General features: G+C 73.4%; 13 protein-coding genes. 8 read left to right on the top strand and 5 right to left on the bottom strand.

Going from position 1 to position 17,193, the window contains the following annotated elements:
* Positions 1-183 precede the first annotated feature (183 nt).
* Both ACQEU6_RS20645 and ACQEU6_RS20640 read left to right on the top strand, forming a co-directional pair.
* A complete protein-coding gene (locus ACQEU6_RS20645) occupies positions 184-1,938 on the top strand; it encodes an ABC transporter transmembrane domain-containing protein (protein WP_499334106.1) in 1,755 nt (584 codons plus the stop codon).
* Complete coding sequence (locus tag ACQEU6_RS20640) at positions 1,935-3,659, top strand: ABC transporter ATP-binding protein (RefSeq protein ID WP_499334105.1); 1,725 nt, start codon at positions 1,935-1,937, stop codon at positions 3,657-3,659. Before ACQEU6_RS20645 ends, ACQEU6_RS20640 begins: the two co-directional genes overlap by 4 nt.
* A 207-nt stretch (positions 3,660-3,866) precedes the next feature.
* Here ACQEU6_RS20640 and ACQEU6_RS20635 read toward each other — a convergent pair whose 3' ends face one another.
* Complete coding sequence (locus ACQEU6_RS20635) at positions 3,867-5,963, bottom strand: S9 family peptidase (RefSeq protein WP_499334103.1); 2,097 nt, start codon at positions 5,961-5,963, stop codon at positions 3,867-3,869.
* Positions 5,964-6,136: 173 nt separating this feature from the next.
* Between ACQEU6_RS20635 and ACQEU6_RS20630 the strand changes: the two genes are divergently transcribed.
* From ACQEU6_RS20630 to ACQEU6_RS20620, 3 genes are all read left to right on the top strand, one after another.
* A complete protein-coding gene (locus tag ACQEU6_RS20630; RefSeq protein WP_499334101.1) occupies positions 6,137-7,588 on the top strand; it encodes a serine/threonine-protein kinase in 1,452 nt (483 codons plus the stop codon).
* Between the two features lie 83 nt (positions 7,589-7,671).
* Positions 7,672-8,571, top strand: a complete 900-nt coding sequence (gene mshB / locus ACQEU6_RS20625; RefSeq protein ID WP_499334100.1) for an N-acetyl-1-D-myo-inositol-2-amino-2-deoxy-alpha-D-glucopyranoside deacetylase — start codon at positions 7,672-7,674, stop codon at positions 8,569-8,571.
* Positions 8,572-8,594: 23 nt separating this feature from the next.
* Complete coding sequence (locus ACQEU6_RS20620) at positions 8,595-9,137, top strand: DUF6113 family protein (RefSeq protein ID WP_499334099.1); 543 nt, start codon at positions 8,595-8,597, stop codon at positions 9,135-9,137.
* A gap of 8 nt (positions 9,138-9,145) precedes the next feature.
* Here ACQEU6_RS20620 and ACQEU6_RS20615 read toward each other — a convergent pair whose 3' ends face one another.
* From ACQEU6_RS20615 to rocD, 4 genes are all read right to left on the bottom strand, one after another.
* Positions 9,146-10,759, bottom strand: coding sequence for a DHA2 family efflux MFS transporter permease subunit (locus ACQEU6_RS20615; RefSeq protein ID WP_499334098.1), 1,614 nt, complete (start codon positions 10,757-10,759; stop codon positions 9,146-9,148).
* A complete protein-coding gene (locus ACQEU6_RS20610) occupies positions 10,759-11,385 on the bottom strand; it encodes a PadR family transcriptional regulator (protein WP_499334097.1) in 627 nt (208 codons plus the stop codon). The genes ACQEU6_RS20615 and ACQEU6_RS20610 overlap by 1 nt, the downstream gene beginning before the upstream one ends.
* Positions 11,386-11,484: 99 nt before the next feature.
* The gene (locus ACQEU6_RS20605) at positions 11,485-12,426 is read right to left on the bottom strand and encodes an LCP family protein (RefSeq protein ID WP_499334096.1); all 942 of its coding nucleotides are present in this window, start codon (positions 12,424-12,426) and stop codon (positions 11,485-11,487) included.
* Positions 12,427-12,637: 211 nt separating this feature from the next.
* Complete coding sequence (gene rocD, locus ACQEU6_RS20600) at positions 12,638-13,804, bottom strand: ornithine--oxo-acid transaminase (protein ID WP_499340275.1); 1,167 nt, start codon at positions 13,802-13,804, stop codon at positions 12,638-12,640.
* Positions 13,805-14,011: 207 nt separating this feature from the next.
* Here rocD and ACQEU6_RS20595 point away from each other — a divergent pair, with 207 nt between their 5' ends.
* The 3 genes from ACQEU6_RS20595 to ACQEU6_RS20585 all read left to right on the top strand — a co-directional run bounded on the left by ACQEU6_RS20595 (position 14,012) and on the right by ACQEU6_RS20585 (position 17,163).
* Complete coding sequence (locus ACQEU6_RS20595; RefSeq protein ID WP_499334094.1) at positions 14,012-14,467, top strand: Lrp/AsnC family transcriptional regulator; 456 nt, start codon at positions 14,012-14,014, stop codon at positions 14,465-14,467.
* Between the two features lie 27 nt (positions 14,468-14,494).
* Positions 14,495-14,977, top strand: a complete 483-nt coding sequence (gene rraA / locus ACQEU6_RS20590) for a ribonuclease E activity regulator RraA (protein WP_499334092.1) — start codon at positions 14,495-14,497, stop codon at positions 14,975-14,977.
* A 119-nt stretch (positions 14,978-15,096) separates the two neighbouring features.
* Positions 15,097-17,163: a M6 family metalloprotease domain-containing protein gene (locus ACQEU6_RS20585; protein WP_499334090.1), complete on the top strand. Its 2,067-nt coding sequence runs from the start codon at positions 15,097-15,099 to the stop codon at positions 17,161-17,163.
* Positions 17,164-17,193 lie beyond the last annotated feature (30 nt).

Genomic DNA, 17,193 nt, shown 5'->3' with positions numbered 1-17,193 from the left:
ATGTGTCCCGGCTCATGGAGCGGAGGAAGCGTCGCTCCGTACGGTGACGACTTTAGCGTGTCCCCCCGCCGGGGCGCACCCCCCGAGCCCGCCTTCGCCGCTGTTTCCGGACTGACCGAAACTCGTTTCCGCTGCTGAAAAACCAGTCGTGCATCGAGGGCCGGGCTGCATAACCTTCGTCGCGTGAAGCCGTTGCCGGTGAAAGATCCTGGCGGCCCCGACCACGCACCGCGAGGGCGGACGACGTCCCTCGACCCCTGGAGCGCCTCCCGCGCCGACCGCGGAGCCCCCGCGCGCTACCTGCTCTCGCTGCTGCGCGCCCAGTGGCGCAGCGTGACCGCGGGCGCCCTGCTCGGCGTGGCCTGGATGCTCAGCCAGGCCCTGATGCCCGCCGCGCTCGGCCGCGCCATCGGCGACGGCGTCGCGGCGCGTGACGAGGGCGCCCTGGTGACGTGGGCCGCCGTCCTGCTCGGCCTCGGCGCCGCGCAGGCCCTGACCGGCGTGCTCCGGCACCGCTGCGCCGTGTTCAACTGGCTGTCCGCCGCGTACCGGACCGTCCAGCTCGTCACCCGGCAGTCCACCCGCCTCGGTTCGACGCTGCCGAAGCGGCTGAGCGCCGGCGAGGTGGTGAGCGTCGGCCTCTCCGACGTGTCGCACATCGGCGACACCGTCGACATCGTCGCGCGCGGGTCGGGCGCCGTGGTCGCGATCGTCGTCGTGGCCGGCGTCCTGCTGTCGGCGTCGCCGCCGCTCGGCCTGATCGTGCTGGTCGGCGTCCCGCTGATCCTGGTGGCCGCGGCGCCGCTGCTGCGCCCCTACCGCGAGCGGGAGCAGGCGCACCGCGAGCTCGTCGGCGAGCTGACCACGCACTCCACCGACCTGGTCGCGGGGCTGCGGGTGCTGCGCGGCATCGGCGGCGAGGCGCTGTTCTCCCGCCGCTACCGCGCGGAGTCGCAGCGGGTGCGCGCGGCCGGGGTGGCCGTCGCGCGGGCCGAGACGCGGATGAACGGCGCCGAAGTCCTGCTGCCCGGCCTGCTGATCGCACTGGTCACCTGGGCCGGCGCCCGGTTCGCCGCGCGGGGCGGGATCGGCGTCGGCGAGCTGGTCGCGTTCTACGGGTACGCGGTGTTCCTCATCGTCCCGCTGAAGACCCTCGGCGAGGCCGCCAGCAAGATCACCAAGGGACTGGTGGCGGCGGGCCGGGTCACCGCGCTGCTGCGGCTCGACCCCGAGCTGCCCGCCACCGGGACGGCCCGCCCGGCGGCGGGCGCCGAGCTGGTCGACATCGCGTCCGGGCTGGTCGTGCGGCCGGGCAGGGTCACCGCGATCGCCGCGGCCGACCCGCGCGACGCGCAGGCCGTCGCCGACCGCCTCGGCCGGTACGAGGACGGCGAGGTCGACTTCGGAGGCGTCCCGCTGCGCGCGGTCGGGGACGTCCGGAGGCGGATCCTGGTCGCGGTCAACGAGGACCGGCTGTTCTCCGGCCCGCTGGACGAGTCGCTCGCGCCCGACGCGGACGAGCCCGCGCTCCGGGCGGCGATCCGCGCCGCCTGCGCCGAGGACGTCGTCGACTCGGCCGGGCTCGGCGCGCACGTGGCCGAGGCCGGGCGGGAGTTCTCCGGCGGCCAGCAGCAGCGTCTCCGCCTGGCCAGGGCCCTCGCCGCCGACCCCGACGTCCTCGTCCTGGTGGAGCCGACCAGCGCCGTGGACGCGCACACCGAGGCGCGCATCGCCGGAAGGCTCGCCGAAGCGCGCGCGGGCCGCACCACCGTGGTCTGCACGACGAGCCCGTTGATGCTGGACCGCGCCGACCACGTCGCCTTCGTCCACGACGGCACGGTCGTCGCGGAGGGGACGCACCGGGAACTGCTGGACGCCGAGCCGCGCTATGCGGCGACCGTCACCAGAGGAGAGACCGCGGAAAGGGCGGGAACGTGAGCGCTCGGATCCTGCCGGTCGCGACCCCCGCGCAGGTGCGGGCCTATGCGCGGCGGCTCGTCCTGCGGCACCCCCGCGACCTCGCCGCGGTGCTGGCCCTGCACGCGCTGGCCGCCCTGACCGGGCTCGTCACGCCCCGGCTGCTCGGCTCGCTGGTGGAGGGCGTCCGCGACGGCCGCGCCGACATCGACACCACCGGCCTGGCCATCGCCGGCTTCGTGGTCGTCCAGGGCGTGCTGATCCGGTACGCCTACCTGGCGTCGGCGAAGCTGGGCGAGCGGGTGCTGGCCGAGCTCCGCGAGGAGTTCGTCGACCGCGTCATGGCCCTGCCGCTGTCCACCGTCGAGCGCGCGGGCACCGGCGACCTGGTGACCCGCGCCTCCCGAGACGTGGACACGCTGAGCACCTCCGTCCGGTACGCGATGCCGGAGACCCTCGTCGCCGTCGTCGTGGGCGGGTTCACCGTCGCCGCGCTGATGCTGAACGGCCCGCTCGTCGCGCTGCCCGCCCTGGTCGCCGTGCCGATGCTGGTGGCCGTGATGCGCTGGTACCTGCCGCGCGCCCACAAGGGCTACCTGCGCGAGAACGCGACGTGGGCGCGCATCGCCGACGGGCTGACCGAGACCGTCCAGGGCGCCCGGACCGTGGAGGCGCTCGGGCTGGCCGAGCGCCGGCACGAGCGGGGCGACGCCGACATCGCGGCCTCCTACGAGGTGGAGCGGTACACGCTGCGGCTCCGCACGGTGCTCTTCCCGGTGATGGAGATGAGCTTCGTCCTGCCCGTGGTGTCGACGCTCCTCGTCGGCGGCCTGCTCTACATCAACGGCATGGCGACGCTCGCGCAGGTGACCGCCGCGACCCTGTACGCCCAGCAGCTCATCGAACCGGTGGACACGCTCATGCAGTGGCTGGACGAGCTCCAGCTCGGCGGCGCGTCCCTGGCCCGGCTGCTCGGCGTCGGCAACGTCCCGCCCGACCGCACGCCGGACGGGGGCCGGCCCGCCGGCGAGCGGATCGCGGCCCGCGACGTCCACTACTCCTACCGCCCCGGCCACGACGTCCTGCACGGCGTGGACCTCGATCTGCGGCCGGGCGAGCGCCTGGCGATGGTCGGGCCCAGCGGCGCGGGCAAGTCGACGCTCGGCCGCCTGCTCGCCGGCGTCGACGGCCCGCGCGCGGGCGCGGTCACCGTGGGCTCGGGCGGCGGCGTCCCCCTGGTCAGGCTGCCCCTGGACGACCTGCGCGGCCATGTCGCGCTGGTCACCCAGGAGCACCACGTGTTCCGCGGCACCCTCCGCGAGAACCTCGCGATGGCCCGCGAGGGCGCCTCCGACGACGACATCCGCCAGGTCCTGGCCGCCGTCGACTGGGACGGCCCCGGCCTCGACACCGTCGTCGGTTCGGGCGGCGAGCCCCTGTCACCCGCCCAGGCCCAGCAGCTCGCCCTGGCCCGGCTCGTCCTGGCCGACCCGCACACCCTCGTCCTGGACGAGGCGACGTCCCTGCTGGACCCGCGCGCCGCCCGCCGCCTGGAACGCTCGCTCGCCGCCGTCCTGGACGGCCGCACCGTCGTCGCCATAGCCCACCGCCTCCACACCGCCCACGACGCCGACCGCGTAGCCGTGGTCGAGGACGGCCGCATCACCGAACTGGGCACCCACGAAGAACTCCTAGCCGCCCAAGGTTCCTATGCAGCGCTTTGGGCTTCCTGGCGGAGCTAGTAGGGCGCCCCTCCTAACACACCGACCTCAGCCACCCTCGCAACCCCGCAACAACCCCAATGGTTGCGATCGCGTCCGAAGGCAGATTCGAGCGAAGCAAGAATCTGATCGCGCAGCGAGCCGCCAGGCGAGCCGGAGCGATGCCAGCGATCGCCCGCGTTTATCGACGATGGAGGGCCGCCAGGCCCGAAGGAGGAGAAAAACGCCTTAGACACGCGCTAGCGATTCCTTCAGGAAGTGGACTTGGATGTGGAGGAGGTTTTCGGCGACCACCTCTTGGGGGGTCATGTGGGTGACGCCCGACAGGGGGAGGACGGTGTGGGGGCGGCCGGCGGCCAGGAGGGCCGAGGACAGGCGCAGCGTGTGCGCGGCCACCACGTTGTCGTCCGCCAGGCCGTGGATGATCATCAGTGGCCGCTTCAGGTCCGCGGCCCTGCCGAGGAGCGAGTTGTCGGCGTAGTTCTCCGGCTCCTCGTCGGGGTGGCCCAGGTACCGCTCGGTGTAGTGGGTGTCGTAGAGGCGCCAGTCGGTGACCGGGGCGCCCGCGACGCCCGCGTGGAAGACGTCCGGGCGGTGCATGACGGCGAGGGCGGCGAGCCAGCCGCCGAACGACCAGCCGCGGATGCCGACGCGGTCGAGGTCGAGCGCCGCGGGGTGCCGGCGGGCCGCCTCGATCAGCGCGCTGATCTGGTCCTCCAGGACGGGGCCGACGAAGTCGCCGCGCACGGCGCGCTCCCAGGCGGGTCCGCGTCCGGGGGTGCCGCGCCCGTCCGCGATCACGACGGCGAAGCCCTGGTCGGCGAGCCACTGCGCCTCGCAGTACGAGCGCTGGACGGCGAGGACGCGCTGCGCGTGGGGGCCGCCGTAGGGGTCCATCAGGACGGGCAGGCGCCCGTGCCCCGGCTCCCAGCCGGTGGGCAGCACCACGGCGGTGCGCAGCTCGCGGTCGCCGGAGCGCAGCAGCTCCACCCGCGGCGTGATCACGGGGGTCTCGGCGAAGGAGGCGACGGGGTGGACCCCGGTCGGCGTGCGCACCTCGGCCTGCGAGCCGAGCCGGTCCAGCCGGGCGCCCGAGACCACGGTGACGCCCCCGGACCGTGTGCCGCCGAAGACGCCCCGGCCCTCGCTGAGCCGGGTCACCTCGCCGTTCTCGTAGGAGTAGAGGTGGACCTCGGTGGGCTCCTCCCAGGCGGTGAACAGGATGGACTCGCCGTCCACGCCGAGGACGGAGCGCAGCTGGAGGCCGCCCGGCGTGACGGGCTCGCCCGCGACGGTGAGGCGGCGGGTGTCGGTCCCGGCGTCCTCGGTGGCCCAGACCAGGTCGCCGCCGTTCGTGCGGACGGGCAGGCCGGGGATGATCTCCGTCCAGACCGGGTCGTGCTCGGTGTGCAGCAGCGAGGTCTCGCCGTTGGTCGAGTCGACCCGCAGCACCCGCTGGGAGCGCTGGTCGCGGGGCTGCACGACGATCAGCAGGCCGTGCCGGTCCCAGCCGGCGGTCACCAGGTAGGGGAACGTGCCGCGGTCCCACCCCACCGCGATCCGCCCGCCGTCCACCCTCAGCAGCACGAGCGACACCAGGGCGTTCGGGGTGCCCGCCGCCGGGTAGGCGATCTCGGACGGCGGCCGGTCCGGGTTGGCCGGGTCGGCGATGTGCCAGCGGTGCACGGGGGTCTCGTCCACCCGCGCGACCAGCAGGGTCCCGCCGTCGGGCGACCACCAGTGGCCGCGCATCCGGTCCATCTCCTCCGCCGCGACGAACTCGGCGAGGCCGTAGGAGACCTGGTCGGACTCGGGCTCGACGAGCGCGCGGTCCGCCTCCCCGCCGCCTCCGCCGTCCAACTCGACGACCCGCAGCGTGCGGCCCGACACGTAGGCCACGCGGCGGCCCGCCGGGTCGGGGCGCGGGTCGAAGACGGGCGGCCTCGCGGGCAGCTCGCGCACCAGTGCCGTGTCGAGGTCGACGGCGTACAGGCGCCCGCCCAAGGTGAAGACGGCCTGCCCCATGGCGCGGTCGGTCGCGTACCCGACGATGCCGCCCGCCTGCTCGCGGGCCCGCTCGCGCCGGGCCCGCTCCTCGGCGGGCAGGTTCTCCTCGCCCGGGACGTCCAGCGCGGCGGGGTCGGCGACGCACTCCTCCTCGCCGGTGGCGGTGTCCAGCGTCCACAGGCAGGTCACCGGGTCGTCGCCCGCCCGGGTGCGCAGGAACGCGACGCGCGAGCCGTCCGGCGCGATCTGGAAGGCGCGCGGGACGCCGAGGCTGAACCGTCGCGTGCGGGCGCTCTGCCGCGGATAGCTGATGCTCATGGCATCCGAGTCTGCCAGCACGGTCCCGAAGCGCGGCGCACGGCGGCCTCCTGCCCTCTATGATCACGGGTCGTCGCGTGGTGGACGGGAATGTCCCGTGCCCGTGTCCGCGCTCGCGTAAGCTCAAAGCTTCCCCAAGCACTTTCTGTCGTCGCGGGCTGAGGAGTATGTCAATGCCTGAGCTGCAGCCGGGAGACCCCCGGCGGCTCGGTTCCTACGAGATCGTCGACCGGCTCGGCGAGGGCGGCCAGGGCGTCGTCTACGGCGGGGTCGACGCCTCCGGGAACCGTGCCGCGATCAAGCTCCTGCGCGCCGACCTGGCCGGCGACACGATGGCGCGCAACCGGTTCGTCCGGGAGGCGCAGGCGGCCAAGCAGGTCGCCCGGTTCTGCACCGCGCAGGTCCTGGAGGCCGACGTCGCGGGCGACCAGCCCTACATCGCCAGCGAGTACGTGCCGGGGCCGTCGCTGTACAAGCAGGTCACCGAGACCGGCCCGATCAGCGGGGCGCCGCTGGACCGGCTCGCGATCGGCACCGCGACCGCGCTGGTCGCGATCCACCAGGCCGGGATCGTGCACCGCGACTTCAAGCCGCACAACGTCATCATGGCGCCGGACGGCCCCCGGGTGATCGACTTCGGTATCGCGCGGGCCCTGGACACCGGGCAGACCAACGCGACCAAGGCGATCGGCACCCCGTCCTACATGGCGCCCGAGCAGGTGGCGGGCGCCACCCTGACCGAGGCCGTGGACGTGTGGGCCTGGGCCACCACGATCGTGTTCGCCGCGACCGGGCACCCGCCGTTCGGCGACGACACCGTCGTCGCGGTGATCAACCGGGTGATGCACGAGCCGCCGTCGCTGGACGGCGTGCCCGCCGACCTGCACCGGCTCATCGCGGCCTGCCTGGCCAAGGAGCCGGAGCGGCGGCCGACCGCGCAGCAGATCATGATGGCGCTGATCGGCAGCGGCCCGGGCGGCGCCGGCCAGACCCGCATGGACGACCCGGCCCAGGCCACCACGATGCTGGCGGAGGGGTCGACGCTCGCCGCGGGCGGCCTCGCCGGCGCCGGGATGATGGGCGCCACGCACCCGGGCCGCGGGGCCGGCCCGGTCGCGCCCCGCGACTACACCGGGACCCTGCCCCCGGCGGGCGGCCCGCCCAGGGGCGGCCGTCCCCGGTACGACGACTGGGAGCCCGAACGCAAGTCCAAGGCGCCGATCTTCGGGGCCATCGCGGCGATCGCCGTGCTGGCGCTGGTCGTGGGCCTGTTCATGGCGGCCCGGGGCGGCGACGACTCCACCGACCCCCAGGTGACCCCCGTGGTCAGCGATTCCGGATCGCCGTCCGAGGAGCCCACGACCGAGCAGCCGGAGGAGCCGGCGCCGACCCGTACCCGGACGCGCCAGAACACCCCGCCGCCCCGGACGTCCGAGCCGACGCAGCCGCAGCCGACCACCGAGGCCCCGACCGACACGCCGACCACCGACACGCCGCCGACCACGCCCACCCTCCCCGGCGGCGGCGGAGGCGGGACGGGCGGCACCGGCGGCACGGGCAACGGCAACGGCGACGGCGGCACCGGGACGGGGGCCGGCGGCACGGGCACCGGCACCGGCCGCTGACCGTGGCCCGGCGGCGGCCTCCGGGTCGCGCGGGGCAGGGCGGTCATCGCCGCGATGCCGGGCTCTGAGTAGGCTCGTGGACTATGAAGGAGCCGCGGATCCTGTTCGTCCACGCCCATCCGGACGACGAGTCCATCGGGACCGGGGCGAGCATGGCCAAATACGCCGCCGAGGGCGCCCACGTCTGCCTCGTCACCTGCACGCTGGGCGAGGAGGGCGAGGTCATCCCCGAAGGTCTGCGCCACCTGGCCTCCGACAAGGAGGACGCCCTCGGCGAGTACCGGATCGGCGAGCTCGCCGCGGCCTGCGAGTCGCTCGGCGTCCGCGACCACCGCTTCCTCGGCGGTCCGGGACGCTGGCGCGACTCCGGCATGATGGGCGCCCCCACGAACGACGACCCGCGCTGCTTCTGGCAGGCGGACGTCACGACCGCGGCGCGCGACCTCGTGACCGTCATCCGGGAGGTCCGCCCGCAGGTGATCGTCACCTATGACGAGCGCGGCAACTACGGCCATCCCGACCACATCCAGGCGAACCGCGTCACGTGGCGGGCGTTCGAGATGGCCGCCGACGCCTCCTACGAGGACGGCGCCGAGCCGTGGCGGGCGGCCAAGGTCTACGCCTACGCCGCCCCCCGCACGGTCCTCGCCCGCGCGATCGCGGTGATGCGCGAGGCCCGGCTGCCGTTCGCCCGCGTCGCCGGGCTGGAGGAGCTCGGCTCCGGCGTCCCGGACGGCGAGGTCACCACGGTCGTGGACGCCCGCGCCCACCTGCCCGCCAAGCTGGCCGCGCTGCGCGCCCACCACACCCAGATCACGGTGGCGCCCGAGCAGGTCGGGCCCTTCTTCGCGCTGTCGAACAACCTCGGGCAGCAGGCGTTCGGCACCGAGTACTTCATCCTCCAGGCGGGCGAGCTCGGCCCGGTCGGCCCCGGCCGCCGCGAGCGGGACCTGTTCGCCGGTCTGGCGAGCGCGGGGGACTGACGGGCCCCGGTACGCTGGCGTCCGTGGACAAGGACGACCAGGCCCGGGTGCGGCTCGCCAAGGACGGCTCCGCGGCGAGTGACGCCGAGGCCCGGTCCGACGACGCAGGGACCGACGGCGCCGAGCCCGCCGGCGCGTCCGCCCTGGAGCCGGCGGACGGCGAGCGCCCCGGCGACGCGTTCGTGTCCGGCGCCGCCTACGCCGCGCTCGGCGTCCTCGGCGGCGTGTTCGGCGTGGTCGGCGCGTTCGCGCAGGACTGGACCGTCGGGCCCGTGCCGCTGGCGGCGCTGGTCCTGGTCGCGCTGGTCTTCGCGATGGCGTGGGCGTCGGGGAAGGCGATGGGCGGGCGGCTCGGCGCGTTCATCCCGGCGCTGGCCTGGGGCGTCGTGGTGTTCGTCCTGCAGATGCGCCGCCCGGAGGGCGACCTGGTCGTCCCGGCGTCGCTGCCCGGGTACGTGTTCGTCATCGGCGGCATGCTCGCCGCCGTGATCGGGATCATGCTGGTGCCGCCGGCCCGCCCGCCGGGCGAATGGATGCTCGGCAAGGCGGGCCGTACCCGCGGCTAGCGCCCGTCTCAGCTCGCCACGGAGGCGGGCTCGGGGTCCTTGCTGACGGCCGCGCCGGCGCTGTGGCCCTTGAGGGTGAGGCACGCGGCCGCGCTGAGCAGGACCACGCCGACCGGCAGCCACATCGTCGGCTTCATCGCGTGGACGAAGCCGTGCGAGAACACCTGGCCGGCCAGCTCATGGACGCGGTGCGCGACGCCCGGCGAGACGCCGGGCGGCAGCTGCTGCCGGGCCCCGCTCTGCCCGGCGCCGACCTCCAGGCCGCCCTTGGCGGCGCCCGCGAAGCCCTTCACGAAGCCGCCGCGCACGTCGGGCGGGAGCGCCGCCGACCGGGTGGCCGCCTCGTCCCGCAGCGACGACGCCAGCTGGTTCTGCAGGACGGCGCCGACCGCCGCGCTGCCGAGCACCGAGCCGATCTGCCGGATCGTGTTGTTGACGCCGGATGCGGCGCCCGCGAGGTGCGGCGGGACGTTGCGGGTCGCCTCGGTGGCCATCGGCGCGAACACGCCGCCGATGCCGAGCCCGGACACCACCAGCGGGGCGATGAACGAGGTCCAGCTCGTGCCGACGCCGGCGATGAGCACGATCCACGCCATGCCGACGGCGTAGAGGGTGAGGCCGGTCATCAGGATGAACTTGCCGCCGATGCGGTCGGACATCCGGCCCGCGACCGGGGCGAGGAACATCGACACCAGCGAGGACGGCGCCATCACGAGGCCCGCCTTGAGGGCGCTGAAGCCGAGCACCGACTGCAGGTAGATCGTCATCGGCAGGAACATGCCGATCATGCCGATCGAGACGGCCGCGCCGACGAGGTTGAGGATCGTGAAGTTGCGGTCCTTGAACAGCGAGAACGGCACGAGCGGCTCGCGGTCCTGGCGTCCCCGCTGGTAGACCACGAAGATCACGAACAGGGCGAGCCCGGCGGCGACGAGGCCCCAGATGCCCTCGTTCCACTCGTACTTCTGGCCCTCGGTCAGCGCGAACGTGAGGCAGAACAGGGCGGCGGACGCCAGCAGCACGCCCACCACGTCGAAGCGGTGCCGGACGGTGCGGGTGTGGCCGGGCAGGATCGGCACGGCCATGGCGAGCACGAGGATCCCGATCGGCAGGTTCACGAAGAAGATCCACCGCCAGTCGAGGCTGGTGACCAGCAGGCCGCCGACCGTCGGCCCGGCGATGGTGGACACGCCCGCCACCGCGCCCCAGACGCCGAGCGCGGCGCCGCGCCGCTCCGGCGGGAACACGCTGATGATGATGGACATGGTCTGCGGCATCAGCAGCGCGGCGCCGAGCCCCTGCACGGCGCGGGCCGCGATCAGCTGCGCCGGGTCCTGGGAGATCCCGCAGGCCAGGCTGGACAGCGTGAACAGCGCGACGCCGGCGATGAACAGGTTCTTCTTGCCCCACAGGTCGCCGAGGCGGCCGGCGGTGATGAGCAGCACCGCCAGCACCAGGATGTAGGCGTTGCCCACCCACAGCACCTCGTCCAGCGAGGCGTCAAGCTTGTCGATCATGCTCGGGATCGCGATGTTCACGATCGTCAGGTCGAGCAGCGTCATGAAGAATCCGAGGGAGAGCGTCAGCAGGATCGCCCAGGGATTGCCGCTCCATCTCTTCATCAGGCCCCCATCTCGTCAGTGCGTCGTGGTCGTGGCCGCGGATGGCAGATCGCCCGCGGCTCGGTGTCGTTGAAGGTGAGCCGGCCGGACGCCAGGTCCTCGACGAGCCCCCGTACGTAGTCGAGTTCGCACCGCACGCGCGATATGAGCCACTCCTGGTCGATCAGCTTGTAGCGTTCGATGCCCTGCTTGCGGAGCGAGTCGTGCGCCGCCTGGTGCCCGGCGAGCGCCGCCTCCAGGGCGACGGTCCGCTTGCGCAGGAGGCGGGCGACCTCCTCCTCGGGGAGCAGGTTGACGAACGCCAGGCCGGTGCCGAACAGCGGGAACTCCTCCGCGGGGCGGACGAGCAGCTCGGCGAGCCGGAACTGCGCCGCGTCGCGCCCGGCGCTGGTCACCGCGTAGACGGTGCGTTCGGGCCGGCGGCCCTCCCGGCTGGTCTCCAGCGGCTCGATCAGCCCGCCCGCGGCGAGCCGCTCCACCGAGTGGTAGAGCGACCCGTGCGTGATCTTGACGGCCTGGTCGTAGGCGTGGTCGCGGATGCGCTGCTGCATCTCGTACGGGTGCATGGGCCCGTCGCAGAGCATGCGCAGCACGGTCAGCGCGAGCGGTGTGAGGGGTCGGGACATGCGTGCGGCCCTTATGGTCGAACTCGATTAGTCCACGTAGACTAATCCACTCAGACCGCCTTCGTCACCTTCTTAAGGAAACGGGCATATCCGGGCATGTCAGCGCACGGAGTCCACGGTGTTGGCGGCGCCGTTGCGGGAGACGTAGTCGGCGACCCGGTCCTCGCGGACGGCGGTGAACAGCTCTCCCGCGCGATCCTCGTCCAGGAGTACGACACTCTGCCCGTCGCGTTCCGCCGTCCGGTCGACCGGGGCCGTCAGGTACTCCATCAGCGAGGTCTGGAGCAGCCGGTGCGCCAGCCCGCGCGTCGTGCCGGACCCGACCGAGTCGTCCACGGTCACCGAGCGCGTCGCGGCCCGCACGAACCGGTCGATCCTGATCGGGTTGCGGGTGTCCAGCGCCTTGGCGGCGAGCGCGTGCAGGAACGCCTGCTGCCGCTTGATCCGGTCGAGGTCGCCGCCCGGCAGGTTCCAGCGCTGCCGGACGAAGTCGAGCGCCTCGACGCCGTCCAGGTGGTGCCGTCCCGCCTGCCAGGTCCGGTCGTGCTTGGGGTCGTGGGTCGTCTTGGCGACGGTGACGTCCACGCCGCCGAGGGCGTCGGTCATCTTCACGAACCCGCCGAAGTCCAGCGCCGCGTAGTGGTCGACGCGGACGCGGGTGAGCTGCTCCACCGTCCGGATCAGCAGCGACGGCCCGCCGTAGGCGAACGCCGCGTTGATCTTGGTGAGGCCGTGCCCGGGGACCGGCACCCAGCCGTCCCGGGGGATGGCGATCACCGACACCCGGTCGCCGCGCCCGGACAGGTGCACCAGCATGATCGTGTCGGCGCGGGCGCCCATCGAGGGGATGTCGGCGCGCCGGTCGGACCCGATCAGCAGCCAGTTCTCGCCGCGCCCGCTGGAGGCCGGGCGCCCGCCGGCGGTCGGCAGCGCGCCCGAGACCCGCCTGACCTCGCCGTCGTAGAAGCGTTGCAGGAAGTACAGGCCGCCCGCGAGCAGCAGCACGAGGCCCGTCGCCAGCCCCCCGCATCCGATGATCACCCGGCGCCGACTCCTGTTCCGCAGCATCCCCTCACCCTCACGGCGGGACGCGGCGGAGGCGGCGCGCCGTGCGGGCGTCGGCCGAGGCTTGGACGAGACCGGGGTTTGCGATGACGGAAACGAGGGGTTTGGACGAGAAGGCTGGTCGACGGGGGACGCCGCCGGGCGCCGTTGGCCGGCGGCGTCCCCCGCCATGTCGGCGGGTCCGGCCTCAGCCCTTGAGGGCGATCTCCAGCTGGTCGAGCGCCCAGTCGAGCTCGTCGCGCTCGATGACCAGCGGCGGGGCCAGGCGGAGCGTGGTCTCGTGGGTCTCCTTGGCGAGGACGCCGAGCTCCATCAGCCGCTCGCTGACCGGGCGGGCCCTGCCGTGCAGCTCCACGCCCGCCCACAGGCCGCGGCCCCGGACCTCGCGGACGAGGTCGCCGGGCAGCCGCCCGAGCCGGTCGTGCAGGTGCGCGCCGAGTGTCCGGGAGCGCTCCTGGTACTCGCCGGTCTTCAGGATCGCGATGACCTCGCGGGCGATGGCGCAGGCGAGCGGGTTGCCGCCGAACGTCGAGCCGTGCTGGCCCGGCTTGAACACGCCGAGGACGTCCCGGTCGGCGACGACCGCGGACACCGGCATGATGCCGCCGCCGAGGGCCTTGCCGAGGATGTAGACGTCGGGCACGACGCCCTCGTGCTCGACCGCGAAGGTCGTGCCGGTGCGGCCGAGGCCCGACTGGATCTCGTCGGCGATCATCAGCGCGCCGCCCGCCGTGCACAGCTCGCGCACGGCGCGCAGGAACCCGCTCGGCGGGACGTTCACGCCCGCCTCGCCCTGGATCGGCTCGACCAGAACGCCGACCGTGTTGGCGTCCATCGCGGCCCTGAGCGCCTCGACGTCCCCGTACGGGACGGTCCGGAAGCCCGGCGTGTAGGGGCCGTAGGAGTCGTGGGCGTCGGGGTCGGTCGAGAAGCTGATGATGGTGGTCGTGCGGCCGTGGAAGTTGCCCTCGAACGCGATGATGTTCGCTTCGCCGGCGGGGACGCCCTTGACCTCGTAGCCCCACTTGCGGGCCGTCTTCAGGGCGGTCTCCACGGCCTCGGCGCCGCTGTTCATCGGCAGCACCATGTCCTTGCCGCACAGCTCGGCGAGCTCGGCGGCGAAGGGGCCGAACTGGTCGTGGTCGAACGCGCGGCTCACCAGCGTGACGCGGTCGAGCTGCCGCCGCGCGGCCTCGGTCAGCCGCGGGTTGCGGTGCCCGAAGTTGACGGCGGAGTAGGCGGCCAGCATGTCGAGGTAGCGGTGGCCCTCCGCGTCGGTCAGCCAGACGCCGTCGGCCTCGGAGACCACGATGGGGAGGGGGTGGTAGTTGTGCGCGCTGTGGTCCTCGGACATCGCTCGCAGCTGGTCGGTCGGCGTCACGACGCTCCTTCGCGGCTCGGCCCGGCCGGTCCGGCCGGGGCATGGCGGGGACACCGGGCGCGTTCCCGGTGCCGAGGGGGAGGAGGCCGGTCGGATCAGGTGGCCGCCGGTCCGTACCCAGCGTATGTTCGGAAATGACTAGCGACCAATGATGAAAACCGACTTAGGGGGTGTTATTTGTTGCGTCTTGACGAACTGGACCGGCGAATCGTTGCGCGGCTGCTGGAGGACGGGCGCGCCTCGTACGCGCAGATCGGCGACCGGGTGGGGCTGTCGGCGCCGGCGGTGAAGCGGCGGGTCGACCGGCTCCGCGCGGACGGCGTGATCAACGGTTTCGCGGCCGTGGTCGACCCGGCCGCGCTCGGCTGGACGACCGAGGCGTTCATCGAGATCTTCTGCACCGGGGCGACGTCCCCCGACGAGATCTACTCCAGCGTCCGCGGCCATCCGGAGGTCGTGGCGGCGTACACGATCAGCGGGGACGCGAGCGCGCTCGTGCACGTGCGGGCCCGCGACATCCAGCATCTGGAGCAGGCCCTCGAACGGCTCCGCCGCGAGGACAACATCACCGCGACCAAGACGGCGATCGTGCTGTCCCGGCTCATCGGCCGCCCGACGGACGCGCCCTACGGCTGAGCGGTTACCGCCCAGTAGGCTGCCGCCATGGACTTCGCGACCGCTGACCTCATCGACGACTTCGGGGACGAGCTGCGCAGCTGCGAGACGCAGTTCCGGCAGTACGGCGCGCGGACGGCGTTCGCCGGCCCGGTCGCGACCGTGCGCTGCCACCGCGACAACGGCCTGGTGAAGCGGCTGCTGAACTCCCCGGGGGAGGGCCGGGTGCTGGTCGTGGACGGCGCCGGGTCGCTGGCGTCCGCGCTGATGGGCGACATGATCGCCGCGGCGGCGGTGGCCGGCGGCTGGGCCGGGGTCGTGATCAACGGCGCGGTCCGGGACGTGGCGGCGCTGCGCGGGCTGGACCTCGGCGCGAAGGCCCTCGGGTCGAACCCGCGCAAGAGCGCCAAGGACGGCGCGGGCGAGACCGGCGTCCCGGTGGAGTTCGGCGGCGTGGAGTTCCGTCCGGGCGACTGGCTCTACAGCGACGAGGACGGAATCGTCGTCGCGGAGCGTGAACTCCCGCTCTGACCTGGGCGCCCGGCGCGAGATGCCAGGGCGTCCTGCACAAGATCGTATATGTCGGCCGTAGCCGGGCGCGGCCGCCCTTCCTTACCGTCTCCCCGCAACCCACCTGAGGTAGGGGAGACATGCGCGCCAAGAAGATTCTGCTGGTGCCCGCGGCGGCGCTGGGGTTGGTCGTGGGCCTCGCGGCCGTGCCCGCCGCCGCGCAGCCGGGGCCCCGGGTCCCGAAACCGACCGCGAACCCCTGGCAGATGCGGCACTGGCCGCAGACGCAGCCGTGGCAGCGGGAGCAGCCGTCCGCCCACACGTTCACGGCGGGCGCCCCGCGCCCGATCGACCCCCAGAACTACGAGCTTCCCGACACGATGACCTGGGACGACTACCGCGCGATCCCGGGAACCTCCTGGTCGGACCCGGCCCGCAAGGGCTCGGAGCGGAACTTCAACGTCGCGGTCGTCCTCGCCGACTACCCGAACCAGCCGTTCGAGGTCACGCAGCCGGTGAACTCGTCGGTCTTCGGCAACCCGGTCAAGGTCGGCGACGTTCCGCGCGCGCAGGTGGCGAGGTTCTACCAGGACTTCCTCAACAAGCCGCAGGACCTGAACCACGGCCACACCCTCCACGAGTACTGGATGGAGGACTCCGGCGGCCGGTTCGGGGTGAACCTGACGGGCTTCGGCGCCTACCAGATGCCCGCCAAGGACCACGAGTACGGCGTGGACCGCATGCAGGGCGGGACGGGCTGCCCGGCCGGCGACACCTGCAACCGGGACCTGCGCAAGGACGCGCGGGACGCGTGGGTCGCCGACATCGGCGAGGAGGCGGCGAACGAGTTCGACTTCGTCTTCTTCCTCAGCGCCGGGCAGGACGAGTCGTCCACCTGGCAGGAGTTCGGCGAGATGAAGTTCGGCACGAAGGAGGGGGTGCCGGACGAGTGGGGGCCGGGCGACCCGAGCCTGACGAACTGGGTCAGGACCCGGTACGTCCCCTGGACGTCCTGGCAGGCCGGCTCGACGATCTGGCCGAACGCCATCCCGGGCGTCTCCTCGACGCAGGCCGAGAGTTCCGGCATGTCGGTGTACGCCCACGAGTTCAGCCACATCCTCGGCATCGGCGACAACTACAACAACCCCTACGGGGATCCGCCGCGCCGCGCCTACAGCGGCCCGTGGGACATGCTCAGCCGCGGCACGTTCAACGGGCCGGGCGGCCCGCACAGCCGGTGGACGATCCCGGCGACGGGCGGCGGGTCCATGGGCGCTCAGCACATGCTCCGCAACAAGCTGAAGCTCGGCATGGTGAACAACGCCGACGTGCTCCAGCTCAGCCCGGAGGAGCTCGCCGCGTCCGGCATGGTCGTCGCCAACGTGACCGCCCGGTCGGCCGACCCGGGCGAGAACGGCCTCACCGGCATCAACGTCAAGCTCGGCGAGGGCGGCGACAAGAGCCCGAAGTGCGACACCGCGGCCGACCCGCTGTGCGACGGCGGCGGCTACGACAACTACACCCTCGAAGTCGTCGACCGGATGGGCACGGACTCCTTCACGCCCGACTCCGGCGTCCTGCTGGCCAAGACCAAGAACGAGGACGACGCCCCGTTCATCTGGGTCGAGGACGCCAACCCGCAGGACATCGACAAGGTCGACTTCGTCCTGCCCGACGGCACCCCGAAGAAGATGACGATCGGCGACTACCGCCAGCTCTCCGACGCGCTCTACCACGCGGGGACGAACTCCGGCAGCGAGTACGAGTACGTCGACCAGGCGAACCGGCTGCACTTCTACGTCCTGAACCTCAGGCGGGACCGCAGGGGCGTGCTGTCCTACACGGTCGCGGTCGGCTCGCTGGACGGCGCCGGGTCGCAGCGGCGCGGCGTGCGGGTCGACTCGGGCCCCGCCCGGCCGACCGGCGCGGGCTGGACGAAGTGCACGATGACGCTCGCCAACACCGGCCGGGGCGGCGACGGCCGCCACGGCTCCGACGTGTTCCGCCTCAAGGCGGCCGTGTCCGGCGGCGGCTGGACGACGTCGCTGCCGAACGAGCTGGCCACCGCCCCGGCGGGCGGCCGCACGAAGGTCGAGGTCTGGGCGAAGGCGAAGCCGGGCGCGGCCCGCCACGCGCGGCTCAGCCTGACGGGGACCTCGGAGAGCGACCCGTCGAAGTCCGACTCCGGGACGTGCGCCCTGCGCTGACCCGCCCCGGACGGGACGGTCTCCCCGGGC

This window comes from Spirillospora sp. CA-108201 (assembly GCF_050936235.1).
In the GTDB taxonomy this organism is placed as follows: Bacteria; Actinomycetota; Actinomycetes; order Streptosporangiales; family Streptosporangiaceae; genus Spirillospora.
Note: the sequence above shows the minus strand (reverse complement) of the source record. Positions and strands in the feature narration are given on the sequence as shown.

Excerpts from the sequence above, each read along its gene's own strand:
- ACQEU6_RS20635 (WP_499334103.1), bottom strand. The coding sequence starts at position 5,963 with ATGAGCATCAGCTATCCGCGGCAGAGCGCCCGCACGCGACGGTTCAGC.
- ACQEU6_RS20630 (WP_499334101.1), top strand. The coding sequence starts at position 6,137 with ATGCCTGAGCTGCAGCCGGGAGACCCCCGGCGGCTCGGTTCCTACGAG.
- mshB (WP_499334100.1), top strand. The coding sequence starts at position 7,672 with ATGAAGGAGCCGCGGATCCTGTTCGTCCACGCCCATCCGGACGACGAG.
- ACQEU6_RS20615 (WP_499334098.1), bottom strand. The coding sequence starts at position 10,759 with ATGAAGAGATGGAGCGGCAATCCCTGGGCGATCCTGCTGACGCTCTCC.
- ACQEU6_RS20610 (WP_499334097.1), bottom strand. The coding sequence starts at position 11,385 with ATGTCCCGACCCCTCACACCGCTCGCGCTGACCGTGCTGCGCATGCTC.
- rocD (WP_499340275.1), bottom strand. The coding sequence starts at position 13,804 with ATGTCCGAGGACCACAGCGCGCACAACTACCACCCCCTCCCCATCGTG.
- rraA (WP_499334092.1), top strand. The coding sequence starts at position 14,495 with ATGGACTTCGCGACCGCTGACCTCATCGACGACTTCGGGGACGAGCTG.
- ACQEU6_RS20585 (WP_499334090.1), top strand. The coding sequence starts at position 15,097 with ATGCGCGCCAAGAAGATTCTGCTGGTGCCCGCGGCGGCGCTGGGGTTG.